Raw genomic sequence first — 10,959 nt, forward strand, 5'->3', positions numbered from 1 at the left:
GTGACTGCGCCTGCACCTACACTGGCACCCCACGACACGCCGGTTGACCTGCTGGAACGCGGCGGTTGAGTTCACCGCCAGAGTCGAGGAGCGCCCGCTTTGTTCTACTACCTGCTGAAATACGTGCTGCTGGGCCCGCTGCTGCGACTGGTCTTCCGCCCCCGGATCGAGGGTCTGGAGCACGTGCCGTCGGAGGGCGCCGCCATCGTCGCCGGCAATCACCTGTCATTCTCGGACCACTTCCTGATGCCCGCGATCCTCAAGCGGCGCATCACCTTCCTCGCGAAGGCCGAGTACTTCACGGGCCCGGGCCTCAAGGGCCGGCTGACGGCCTTCTTCTTCCGCAGCGCGGGTCAGATCCCGGTCGACCGCTCGGGCAAGGACGCGGGCCAGGCCGCGATCCGCGAGGGCCTCGGCGTGCTGGGCAAGGGCGAGTTGCTCGGCATCTACCCCGAGGGCACGCGCTCGCACGACGGCCGGCTCTACAAGGGCAAGGTCGGGGTCGCCGTGATGGCGCTCAGGGCCGGCGTCCCGATCATCCCCTGCGCGATGATCGGCACCTTCGAGGCCCAGCCGCCCGGCAAGGTCATCCCCAACATCCACCCCGTCGTGATCCGCTTCGGCGAGCCCCTCGACTTCTCCCGCTACGAAGGCATGGAGAACGAGAAGGCCGTCCTGCGCGCCGTCACCGACGAGCTCATGTACGCGATCCTCTCCCTGTCCGAGCAGGAGTACGTCGACCAGTACGCGGCCGTCGTGAAGGCCGAGGAGGCCGCCGCCGCGAAGGAGCGGAAGTTCCCGCGCATGCCACTCAGTTGAGTCCTCTGCTGCCGGCAGAACCGCGGCCGGCCCGGCCCTGGGCCGTCGTACGGTCGTCGCATGACACATGCTGTGGTGATCGGAGCGACGGGACAGATCGGGCGGGTGGCCGTGGGGGCGCTGGCCCGGGACGGCTGGGAGGTGACGGCCGTCTCGCGGGGCGGCGGCCGGGACGCCCGCTGGCCGGACGGTGTGCGGGCCGTACGGGCCGACCGGGACGACCACGCGGCGCTGTCGGCGGCGGTCGGTGACGGCTGCGACGTCCTGGTGGACATGGTGGCGTTCGACGCCGGGCACGCACGGCAGTTGACGGGTCTGGCCGGGCGGGTCGGCTCGGCCGTGGTGATCTCCAGCGTGTCGGTGTACGAGGACGACAAGGGCCGCGGCTTCGACACGCAGAGCGAGCCCGGGGGCTTTCCCGAGTACCCGGTGCCGCTGACGGAGGACCAGCGCACGGTACGGCCGGGCGACGCTTCGTACAGCACCCGGAAGGCGGCGCTGGAGCGCGAACTCCTCGCGGCGGGCGACCGGTTGCCGACCACGCTGCTGCGCGCGGGCGCCATCCACGGGGCGTACTGCCAGGGCCCGCGCGAGCTGTACATGGTGAAGCGCAACCTCGACGGCCGGCGGCGGCGCGTGCTCGCCTACGGCGGCGAGAGCCGGTTCCATCCGGCGAGCGTCCGCACGATCGCCGAGCTGATCCGGCTGGCCGCCGCCCGGCCGGGCGCCCGCGTCCTGAACGCCGTGGACCCGGACGCGCCGACGGTGGCCCGGATCGCGGCGGAGATCGACGCGGTGATGGGTGTGAAGACCGAGGACGTGCTCGTGGACGGCCCGCCGCCCGCGCCGGGCGTGGGCGAGACGCCCTGGTCGGTACCGATGCCCGTGGTGTGCGACATGTCGGCGGCGGAACGCGAGCTGGGCTACCGGCCGGTGGCGCGGTACGCGGACACCCTGCCGGAGACGATCGCCTGGATCGAGGAACGACTCGCCGGGCGGGACTGGCGGGAGGCGTTCCCTAAGATGGTCCAGGCGTACGGCGACCTCTTCGACTACGCGGCGGAGGACGCCTGGCTGGCGGAGAGGGACGGCTGAGGGGGGGCGGCCGGTGGGCCGCCCCCCGGCCGTGACTACGGCTTGGGCGTGGCGTGCGGTGTGCAGGTCACATCGCGACGGTCCAGCTTGCCGGTGAGCAGGTAGCTGTCCACCCGCTCGTTGACACACGGGTTGACCAGCCCGGTGACGCCGTGCGAACCGGCGTCCTTCTCGGTGATCAGGCGGGAGCCCTTGAACCGCTTGTGCAGTTCGACGGCGCCTTCGTACGGCGTCGCCGCGTCATGCTCCGACTGGACGATGAGCACGCCGGGCAGACCCTTGCCGCTCTTGACGTCCAGCGGCGTGTGCTGCTTCGACGGCCAGGTGGCGCACGGCAGGTTCATCCAGGCGTTGGCCCAGGTCATGAACGGGTGGTCCTTGTGCAGCCGGGTGTTGTCCCGGTCCCAGGTGCGCCAGTTGGTGGGCCACTTGGCGTCCGCGCACTCCACGGCCGTGTAGACGGCGTTGCCGTTCTCCGCGGAGGCGTTGCCCGCGGTGTCGGACAGGTCGGGGGCGGCGGCGTCGATCAGCGCCTGGGTGTCTCCGGCGACGTACTTGCTGAAGACCGACGCGGTCGAGGCCCAAGCCGAGTCGTAGTACGGGGCGCTCTGGAAGAAGGAGATCAGCTCGGCCGGGCCGACGACCCCGCCGAGGGGGTTCTTCTTCGCCGTGGCGCGCAGTTCGAGCCACTTCTCCTGGACGGCGGCGCGGGTGGTGCCGAGGTGGTAGGTCGCGTCGTTCGCGGCGACCCAGTCCTGCCAGTCCTTCCAGCGGCTCTCGAAGGCGACGTCCTGGTCCAGGTTGGCCTGGTACCAGATCTTGTCCCGGGACGGGTTGACGACGCTGTCGACGACCATGCGGCGCACATGACCCGGGAAGAGGGTGCCGTAGACGGCGCCGAGATAGGTGCCGTAGGAGACGCCCAGGAAGTTGAGCTTCTTCTCGCCGAGGGCGGCACGGATGACATCGAGGTCGCGCGCGGTGTTCGGCGTGGTCATGTGCGGCAGCATCGCGCCGCTGCGCTCCTGGCAGCCCTCGGCGTACTCGCGGGCCAGCTTGCGCTGGGCGAGCTTGTCGGCTTCCGAGCCGGGCACCGGGTCCATCTTGGGTGCCTTGACGAACTCCTGCGGGTCGACGCAGGAGATGGGCGCGGACTTGCCCACGCCGCGCGGGTCGAAGCCCACGAAGTCGTAGGCCTTGGCGGCGTTGGCCCACACCGGGTTCTTGTTGGTCACCCGGGCCGGGAAACGCAGTCCGGAGCCGCCGGGGCCGCCGGGGTTGTAGAGCAGCGCGCCCTGCCGCTCGGCCTTCGTGCCCGTGTTGCCGATGCGGTCGACGGCGAGCTTGATCTGCTTGCCGTGCGGCTTGGCGTAGTCGAGCGGCACCGTGACGTACCCGCACTGGATCGGCTTGGCCAGGTTCCAGTCGGCGGGGCAGTCCTGCCAGTCGATGCCGGCCTTCGCGGCGCGGGCGGCGGCGACCGCGGCGCCCCGGGCCTCGCGGTCCTGGCCGTGGCGGGTGCCCGCGCTCGCGTTCGCCGTCGGCGCCGCGACGGCGCCGGCTATCAGCGTGGCCGTGACGAGTGCTCCGGCCGAACCGAGCGCCGCCACCCGCCTCTTCGGTCTCGTACCCCTCAAGGGGGACCTCCCCGTACATCGTTGCGATCAGTACGGGGATCCTCGCGGCTGTGAGGTTGCTGAGAACAGGGTCCGTCGCGCTTCTTTGCCAATCCGATAAACGGAGAACGGCTTCTGTTCTACGGACGCCTGAACGAGCGTCTACGCGAGGGACGTCAGTGCGTCGTCGAGCAGCCGCCGCAGCCGCAGCGCGTCCGGCGCCACGGCGGTCACCAGCGCGGCGGGAGCAGCGAGCGGCACAACCGAGGCCCCCTCCCCCAGCACCCGGGCCGTTACCGGCTGTTCAGCGAACTCCGGCCGTACGACGACCAGTTGCCCGACCGCCCGGTGCCCGGCGAGGACGGCGGGCCCGTCCCAGCCGCCCGGCGCGCCGGGGCCGCAGGCCAGCTCCTGGTCGAGCACGGCTCGTTCGGCGATCCGCACGGTCAGACGGCTCGTCAGCCGCCCGGGTTCCTCACCGACGCGCCCGAGCACCTGCTCCTCGCGCAGCACCAGCCGGGCCGTGGCGGCGAGGTCGACGCCGGTCGTGACGTACAGGTCGCTGCCCTGGGCGGAGATCAACTGCTCCGGCAGCCAGTGCAGTTCGGCGCCGTCGGCGACGTCGAGCCGCACGTCGTAGCGTGCCTCGCTCTTCGACTGCCCCGGCAGCGCGATGGTGGCGGCGGCCGACCCGACCGACAGCCGGGCCCCTTCCTCCACCCGGGTTTCCACGGTGAAGTGGTCGCCGCCGAGCGGCCCGCTCATCGCTCCGACGAGCATGACCCGCGTCTCAGCGCCCCTCGCCCTGGTCCGCCGCAGCGCCAGGGGTCCGTCGCTCTCCAGCACGGGCAGGGAGGTCCCGCCCCGGCCGTCGTCCCGGGCGACGATCCGCGCGACGGACCGCACCCCGGCACCGTGCACGCTCACGCCGTCCACGCGGCGAGCTGTGCCCGCACCCACGCGGCGACCTCCGTCACCCCGGCCTCGCTCCGCAACGACTGGAAGACCACCGGCAGTTCGGCCCGCTGCGCCTTGGCGTCGGCGGCCATGCGCGCGAGGTCGGAACCGACGTACGGTGCGAGGTCGGTCTTGTTGACGATGAGCAAGTCGGCGGTGGTCACGCCCGGCCCGCCCTTGCGCGGGATGTCATCGCCCCCGGCCACGTCGATCACGAAGATCTGCGCGTCGACCAGCCCCTTGGAGAAGGTCGCGGTGAGGTTGTCCCCGCCGGACTCCACGAGGACCAGGTCCAGCGGCCCGACGGCGTCCTCCAGGTCCTCCACCGCTTCCAGGTTGGCCGAGATGTCGTCCCGGATCGCGGTGTGCGGGCAGGCGCCCGTCTCCACGGCGGTGATCCGCTCGGGCGGCAGCACGGCTTCCCGGAGCAGGAACTCGGCGTCCTCCCGGGTGTAGATGTCGTTGGTGACGACCGCGAGCGACAGCTCGTCCCGCAGTGCCCGGCAGAGCGCGGCGACGGTGGCGGTCTTGCCGGAGCCGACGGGGCCGCCGAGGCCGAGGCGGAGTGCTCTGCGGGCGCCGTCGGGGCGGTGCGCGTCCGCGCTTACGGTCGACGGTCCGTCGTGGTGGTGGTCGAGGTGCATGTGTGGCTCCTGGTGGGGCGGGCCCTGGTCTGAGGCGACCGGGTCCGGGGTGGCGAGCGCTGGTGTCGGGGTGCGGGTGGGTGGGGGTTTCTCGCGCAGTTCCCCGCGCCCCTGAGGAGATGGGTCTACGCGGCGTTCATAGGGCAGCTAGGAGGCGAACAGTCGTACCGGCCACCCGGCATGCACCTCCGCCCCGATCTCCAGCAGGGGCGCCGAGCCCGCCGGCAGCGCGTCGGCCCCCTCGTCGACGGCCCTCCGGGCCGCCTCCACCGCGCGGTCCACGATCTGGTCCAGCTCCGGCGCCAGCCGAGCCAGCACGCCTGTCGCGTCGAAGGGGTCCAGGCTCAGCAACCGGACCGTCGCCGTGGCCGGGCCGCTCACGCTCTCGTACGCCGCGCAGTACGCCGCGTCGACGGGCCCCAGTCCGGCCGCCCGGGCCGTCAGGCCGAGCACCACCGGCTGATGGGCGCCCTTGGGGAACTTTCGCGCCAGCGTGTCCAGTTCGGTGGACGGCCAGGTCGAACGGGCGGCTCGCATCAGCTGGCGCCCCAGCTTGCGCGCGGCGAGCCGCAGTGCGGGGGACGGCGTACGGGCGTCCGCGGCGCGGTCCAGCGCGACGGGGTCGATCCCGAGCGCCGCCGCGGCGGAGAGTGCCGCGGCCACCGATCCGGCCGTGTGCAGTCGCCCCCGGCAGAAGTCCGCGAGGCTCGCCGCTCCCTTGATCCGCCCGGCCTTGACCGCGGCCTCGGCCCCGCCGGAGTGCGCGTGCCCTCCGGCGGGGAACCGGCCGTCGGCCAGGACGAGAAGCGCTGCTCGTGACATCAGGGCGTCCTCAGAACAGGAAGTAGCGCTGGGCCATGGGGAGTTCGGCCGCGGGTGCCGCCTCGACCAGTTCGCCGTCGATGTGCACGGCGAAGCTGTCGGGGTCGACCCGAACGTCCGGGCGCGCGTCGTTCTCCCGCATGTCCGCCTTCGTGACTCCGCGCGTCGAATCGATCGCCGCGAACCGCTTGCCGAGTCCCAGCCGCTCCGGCAGCCCGTCCTCGACGGCCAAGGGGGCGATGAAGTTGAGGGAGTTGGCGGCCGGTGCCCGCCCGATCGCCCCGTACATCGGGCGGGGCAGGATCGGCTGCGGTGTGGGGATCGAGGCGTTGGCGTCGCCCATCTGCGCGTAGGCGATCTGCCCGCCCTTGATGACGAGCTGCGGCTTGACGCCGAAGAACGCCGGCTCCCACAGCACCAGGTCGGCCAGCTTGCCGCTCTCGACCGACCCGATCTCCCGGGCCAGGCCCTGGGCGAGCGCCGGGTTGATCGTGTACTTGGCGACATAGCGACGTACTCGGTGGTTGTCGGCGCGTCCGTCCCCGGGCAGCGCGCCGCGCCGCCGCTTCATCACGTGCGCGGTCTGCCAGGTCCGCATGACGACCTCGCCGACGCGCCCCATGGCCTGGGAGTCGGAGGAGATGATCGAGATCGCGCCCAGGTCGTGCAGCACGTCCTCGGCGCCGATCGTGGAGGGCCGGATCCGGGACTCGGCGAAGGCCAGGTCCTCCGGCACCGCCGGGTTGAGATGGTGGCAGACCATCAGCATGTCGAGGTGTTCCTCGGCGGTGTTGACGGTGAACGGCCGGGTCGGGTTGGTGGAGCTCGGCAGCACGTACGACTCGGAGACCACGGTCATGATGTCCGGCGCGTGCCCGCCGCCCGCGCCCTCGGTGTGGTACGCGTGGATGCCCCGCCCGGCGATCGCGGCGAGCGTGTCGCCGACGAACCCGGCCTCGTTGAGGGTGTCGGTGTGGATGGCGACCTGGATGCCGGTCTGCTCGGCGACGGTCAGCGAGGCGTCGATGACGGCCGGGGTCGAGCCCCAGTCCTCGTGCAGCTTCAGGCCGAGCGCGCCGCCCCGGATCTGGGACAGCATCGCCTCGTGGGAGACGGTGTTGCCCTTGCCGAGCAGGCCGATGTTGAGCGGGTAGGCCTCCATCGCCTCCAGCATCCGGGCGAGGTGCCAGGGGCCGGGGGTGACGGTGGTGGCCTTGGAGCCCTCGGCCGGGCCAGTGCCGCCGCCGACGAGGGTGGTAATGCCCGAGGAGAGCGCCTCGTCGGCGATCTGCGGGCAGATGAAGTGGACGTGGGCGTCGATGGCGCCGGCCGTGAGGATCCGCCCGTTGCCGGCGATGACCTCGGTCTCCGGGCCGATGACCAGGTCCGGGTGGACGCCGTCCATGGTGTCGGGGTTGCCGGCCTTGCCGATGCCGGTGATCCGGCCGTCGCGGACTCCGACGTCGGCCTTGACGATCCCCCAGTGGTCGATGATCACCGCGCCGGTGATCACGGTGTCCGGGGTGCCCTCCGCCCGCGTGGCACGCGCCTGGCCCATGGACTCGCGGATGACCTTGCCGCCGCCGAACACGGCCTCGTCACCGGCGCGGCCGGGGCCGCCGGAGCGGTCCTCCTCGATCTCCACCAGCAGGTCGGTGTCGGCGAGCCGGATCCGGTCGCCGGTCGTCGGGCCGAACAGGTCGGCGTACGCGGCACGCGAGATCTCAGGCATCGAGGGCACCTCCGGTCTCACCGCGCAGACCGGGCACGACACGGGCGCCGGTGAGCGGAACGAGTTCGACGTCGACGGGGATCCCGGGCTCGAAGCGCACGGCCGTGCCGGCGGCGACGTTCAGCCGCCTGCCCCGGGCCGCGGCGCGGTCGAACTCCAGGCCGGGGTTGGCCTCGGCGAAGTGGTAGTGGGAGCCGACCTGGACGGGCCGGTCGGCGGCGTTGAGGACGGTCAGCCGGGTGACCTCGCGGCCCTCGTTGTAGGCAATCGGGTCGTCGGCGAAAAAGATCTCTCCGGGGATCACGGCGGCTCCCCGTCAGACGATCGGGTCGTGGACGGTGACGAGCTTGGTGCCGTCCGGGAAGGTGGCCTCGACCTGGACGTCATGGATCATCTCCGGGATGCCCTCCATGACGTCGTCCCTGGTGAGCAGCTTGCGCCCGGAGGACATGAGTTCGGCGACGGTACGGCCGTCACGGGCGCCTTCGAGGATGTGCGAGGTGATGAGCGCGACCGCCTCGGGGTGGTTCAGCCTCAGCCCGCGGGCCCTGCGCTTCCCGGCCACGTCGGCCGCGACGTGGATCAGCAGTCTCTCTTGCTCGTGCGGGGTCAGTTGCACGTCCCACCTCACAGTCCTCGCTCCGGACCGTGCGGGGCCCGGCTGCCGCAGCCCCGGGGAAAAGCCCTGGTGGCGTGGCGGCAGGCTAGTTGGACCGGGTTTCGGGCACGTTAACCGAGCTGTGATCCTTCCGGCCTGTGGGAACCCGTCCGGAGAACTACGACGGGTTGGCCCCCCGATGCTCCGCCGCGATCCCGAACCGCTGCCGTTCGCGAGGAGCGGACGCGACCTCGCGGACCGTGGAGACGGCGCTGATCACCTGCTCCTCGGCGGGCTCGGCGAGCTCGGGGGTCTCCTCGAGTCGCCGCAGGTCATCGGCTGAGACGAGGGCGACGAGGGGCTTGCCGTGCCGGGTGACGACGACGCGCTCACCGGCGTACACCACGCGGTTGATCAGGTCGGCGAGCTCAGCCCTGGCTTGCGTCACCGGAATCTCGTAGGCCATGGCCTCATCATAACGTGACGTACGTCCTGTACATTTTTTACAGAGGAAGCCGTCGCCGGAGACGGCTCTGCCGCGAGGAGGGGTTCGCCATGACCCGACCGTCCGCCCGTCACGTGCTGCCCGAGTTCACCGAACGCACAGGGTCCGGGCAGCGGCAGATGGACCCGTACTCGAAGCTGCTGGAGGAGCGGATCGTCTTCCTCGGGGCTCCGGTGGACGAGATCTCGGCGAACGACGTGATGGCCCAGTTCATGTACCTCGAGCACCAGGCCCCGGACCGGGACATCCAGCTCTACATCAACTCCCCCGGCGGCGCGTTCCACGCGATGACGGCCCTCTACGACACGATGCGCTACGTCACCTGCGACGTGGAGACGGTCTGCCTGGGCCAGGCCGGTGCGGCCGCCACGGTGCTGCTGGCGGCCGGCACGCCGGGCAAGCGGTCCATGCTGCCGGACGCGCGCCTGGTGATCCATCAGCCCGCCCTGCCCGAGCCGGTCCAGGGACAGGCGAGCGATCTGGCGATCCAGGCCGACGAGCTGACGCGGATCCGGACCCGCATGGAGGAGATGCTCGCGCGGCACACCGGTCGCACCCGGGAGCAGGTGAGCGAGGACATCGAGCGGGACAAGGTGCTCACCGCCCGGGAGGCGGTGGAGTACGGACTGGTGGACCGGATCGTCCCCGACCGCAAGGCCACCATGGCCGCGCCGACCGGAAGGTGAGCCGCCGGTGCTGCCGCCCGAACTGCCGCCGCTGCCCGCCCTGACCCGAGCGGAGGCGGAGCTGATCGACCGTTACCTGGAGGTCGTGGACCTGCTCGGCCGGATCAATCCGGCGCTGCACGGCGACACCTACCGCGGGCTGCGCGCCGCCCAGGCCCTGGTCGGCAAGGCGACCGCGCTGCGTGACGCGCTGGACCTGATGCACCAGCGGGGCGAGACGGAGCTGCACGCCGACACGCTGGCCCGGGCGCTGCGGGTGCTGGACGGCGAGCGCCGCACCGCCCGGATCACCCTGCCCCCGGAGTCCGTCGGCTGACGCGGCGCCGACGGATCCGTCGACCCGGACACCTCGGCCGTCGACGTGACGTCCGGGACTGAGTCGAAACGAGCCAAACGACGTACCGCTGTTCGGAGTAGACGGGACACCAATTTTTGGCCCGTCACGGTTGCGCGGCGCGCGGGGTGGAGGGGCGGAATGGGACATTCCATCGCTGGTCCGGCGGTGCGCGGCGGGGTGGACACCCGGTCGAACACAGACGTGTCCACCCGAACGGGTGAGTGGTGAGTAACAACACAAATCCCCGGTTCCGTTGGGATTTCATGACAACCATCAGTCAAGATCCCTGACTGACGACAAGCCCCCGCCGCAGCGGCGGGGCGATCCGGGCGGACGCCGAGTCCTGCCGCCGCCTGGATGACCGGTCGACAGGAGTGGATCGGCAGGAGTGGAGGACCCAAGCACGACGGGTCGCCGGGACGGTCACGCCATGACCGGAGCCGAGCAGCCCTTGGGGTGAAGCCGCGTCAGCGGCCGGGCAACTTCGCCAGCCCGAATCCGACAGGTCATCCTTCACAGGCGGCTGACGAAGGGTTGCGCATGACTGCGCTCAATCGTGTCCCGTCGCTCATGGTCCGGGCCGGTACGGCCTCGGCCCTCACCATCGCCGCCGTGGGCGGCTCGATCGTGGCTCCCGGCTTCTCCTCCGAGGCAGCGGCGGCCACGCCGGCGACCAAGGCACTCCAGATAGCGGCCTCGAAGAAGGGATCGCCCTACAAGTACGGCGCCACCGGCCCGCACCGGTTCGACTGCTCGGGCCTGACGCTGTACTCGTTCAAGAAGGTCGGCAAGAAGCTGCCGCGCACGGCCGCCCAGCAGTACAACAAGACCCGCCACATCTCCGCCCAGAACCGCAAGGCCGGAGACCTGGTGTTCTTCCACTCGGGCCGGAACGTCTACCACGTGGGTATCTACGCGGGTAAGAACAAGCTCTGGCACTCCCCGAAGAGCGGGGACGTGGTGCGGCTGCAGAAGATCTGGACCAAGAGCGTCTGGTACGGGCGCGTGAAGTGATCCGCCCGGCGTGGGGGGGGGGGGGGGGGGGGCCCCCCCCCCCCCGGGGCGGGGGGATGGGGGGGTGGGGCGGGGCCGCGGGGGGCCGACACCGGGGGGGACTATAGCCCCCCCCGGGGGGGCGGGCCGGGGGC

The 10,959-nt window shown here is 71.6% G+C and carries 13 protein-coding genes and 1 riboswitch; of the genes, 5 read left to right on the forward strand and 8 right to left on the reverse strand.

Translation table 11 applies throughout. The features are described from left to right. The first annotated feature begins 99 nt into the window (after nucleotides 1-99). Both ACFZBT_RS26905 and ACFZBT_RS26910 read left to right on the forward strand, forming a co-directional pair. The gene (locus ACFZBT_RS26905) at nucleotides 100-819 is read left to right on the forward strand and encodes a 1-acyl-sn-glycerol-3-phosphate acyltransferase (RefSeq protein ID WP_391108257.1); all 720 of its coding nucleotides are present in this window, start codon (nucleotides 100-102) and stop codon (nucleotides 817-819) included. Nucleotides 820-879: 60 nt separating this feature from the next. Next, a complete protein-coding gene (locus ACFZBT_RS26910) occupies nucleotides 880-1,914 on the forward strand; it encodes an NAD-dependent epimerase/dehydratase family protein (protein WP_391108260.1) in 1,035 nt (344 codons plus the stop codon). Between the two features lie 35 nt (nucleotides 1,915-1,949). Here ACFZBT_RS26910 and ACFZBT_RS26915 read toward each other — a convergent pair whose 3' ends face one another. The 8 genes from ACFZBT_RS26915 to ACFZBT_RS26950 form a co-directional block, all read right to left on the reverse strand. Beyond that, nucleotides 1,950-3,551, reverse strand: a complete 1,602-nt coding sequence (locus tag ACFZBT_RS26915; RefSeq protein WP_391108263.1) for an alpha/beta fold hydrolase — start codon at nucleotides 3,549-3,551, stop codon at nucleotides 1,950-1,952. A 141-nt stretch (nucleotides 3,552-3,692) separates the two neighbouring features. After that, a complete protein-coding gene (locus ACFZBT_RS26920) occupies nucleotides 3,693-4,466 on the reverse strand; it encodes an urease accessory protein UreD (protein WP_391108266.1) in 774 nt (257 codons plus the stop codon). Then, nucleotides 4,454-5,131, reverse strand: a complete 678-nt coding sequence (gene ureG, locus ACFZBT_RS26925; RefSeq protein WP_391108268.1) for an urease accessory protein UreG — start codon at nucleotides 5,129-5,131, stop codon at nucleotides 4,454-4,456. Before ureG ends, ACFZBT_RS26920 begins: the two co-directional genes overlap by 13 nt. A gap of 147 nt (nucleotides 5,132-5,278) precedes the next feature. Then, nucleotides 5,279-5,953 (reverse strand): urease accessory UreF family protein, encoded by a 675-nt coding sequence (locus ACFZBT_RS26930; RefSeq protein ID WP_391108271.1) that lies wholly within the window; start codon nucleotides 5,951-5,953, stop codon nucleotides 5,279-5,281. Between the two features lie 10 nt (nucleotides 5,954-5,963). Continuing rightward, on the reverse strand, nucleotides 5,964-7,685 hold the full coding sequence (locus ACFZBT_RS26935) for an urease subunit alpha (protein ID WP_391108274.1): 1,722 nt from the start codon (nucleotides 7,683-7,685) through the stop codon (nucleotides 5,964-5,966). Further along, on the reverse strand, nucleotides 7,678-7,989 hold the full coding sequence (locus tag ACFZBT_RS26940) for an urease subunit beta (RefSeq protein WP_391108277.1): 312 nt from the start codon (nucleotides 7,987-7,989) through the stop codon (nucleotides 7,678-7,680). The genes ACFZBT_RS26935 and ACFZBT_RS26940 overlap by 8 nt, the downstream gene beginning before the upstream one ends. Nucleotides 7,990-8,001: 12 nt before the next feature. Continuing rightward, entirely contained in the window at nucleotides 8,002-8,304 is a 303-nt protein-coding gene (locus tag ACFZBT_RS26945; RefSeq protein WP_391108280.1) for an urease subunit gamma, read from the reverse strand. 157 nt (nucleotides 8,305-8,461) lie between these two features. Further along, nucleotides 8,462-8,749: a type II toxin-antitoxin system prevent-host-death family antitoxin gene (locus tag ACFZBT_RS26950; protein WP_391108283.1), complete on the reverse strand. Its 288-nt coding sequence runs from the start codon at nucleotides 8,747-8,749 to the stop codon at nucleotides 8,462-8,464. 89 nt (nucleotides 8,750-8,838) lie between these two features. Here ACFZBT_RS26950 and ACFZBT_RS26955 point away from each other — a divergent pair, with 89 nt between their 5' ends. The 3 genes from ACFZBT_RS26955 (at nucleotide 8,839) to ACFZBT_RS26965 (ending at nucleotide 10,825) form a co-directional block, all read left to right on the forward strand. After that, nucleotides 8,839-9,474: an ATP-dependent Clp protease proteolytic subunit gene (locus ACFZBT_RS26955; protein ID WP_391108286.1), complete on the forward strand. Its 636-nt coding sequence runs from the start codon at nucleotides 8,839-8,841 to the stop codon at nucleotides 9,472-9,474. Nucleotides 9,475-9,481: 7 nt separating this feature from the next. After that, nucleotides 9,482-9,790 carry a hypothetical protein gene (locus ACFZBT_RS26960; protein ID WP_391108289.1) on the forward strand — a complete coding sequence of 103 codons (309 nt, stop codon included), beginning with the start codon at nucleotides 9,482-9,484 and terminating at the stop codon, nucleotides 9,788-9,790. 345 nt (nucleotides 9,791-10,135) lie between these two features. Next, a riboswitch (cyclic di-AMP (ydaO/yuaA leader) is annotated at nucleotides 10,136-10,348 on the forward strand. Between the two features lie 3 nt (nucleotides 10,349-10,351). Continuing rightward, a complete protein-coding gene (locus ACFZBT_RS26965; protein ID WP_391108292.1) occupies nucleotides 10,352-10,825 on the forward strand; it encodes an NlpC/P60 family protein in 474 nt (157 codons plus the stop codon). Nucleotides 10,826-10,959: the final 134 nt, after the last annotated feature.

It is taken from the genome of Streptomyces sp. NPDC008137, from assembly GCF_042957035.1.
GTDB lineage: Bacteria > Actinomycetota > Actinomycetes > Streptomycetales > Streptomycetaceae > Streptomyces.

Coding starts and splice junctions, on each gene's coding strand:
- ACFZBT_RS26950 (WP_391108283.1), bottom strand. CDS start 8,749: ATGGCCTACGAGATTCCGGTGACGCAAGCCAGGGCTGAGCTCGCCGAC.
- ACFZBT_RS26935 (WP_391108274.1), bottom strand. CDS start 7,685: ATGCCTGAGATCTCGCGTGCCGCGTACGCCGACCTGTTCGGCCCGACG.
- ACFZBT_RS26955 (WP_391108286.1), top strand. CDS start 8,839: ATGACCCGACCGTCCGCCCGTCACGTGCTGCCCGAGTTCACCGAACGC.
- ACFZBT_RS26965 (WP_391108292.1), top strand. CDS start 10,352: ATGACTGCGCTCAATCGTGTCCCGTCGCTCATGGTCCGGGCCGGTACG.
- ACFZBT_RS26930 (WP_391108271.1), bottom strand. CDS start 5,953: ATGTCACGAGCAGCGCTTCTCGTCCTGGCCGACGGCCGGTTCCCCGCC.
- ureG (WP_391108268.1), bottom strand. CDS start 5,131: ATGCACCTCGACCACCACCACGACGGACCGTCGACCGTAAGCGCGGAC.
- ACFZBT_RS26910 (WP_391108260.1), top strand. CDS start 880: ATGACACATGCTGTGGTGATCGGAGCGACGGGACAGATCGGGCGGGTG.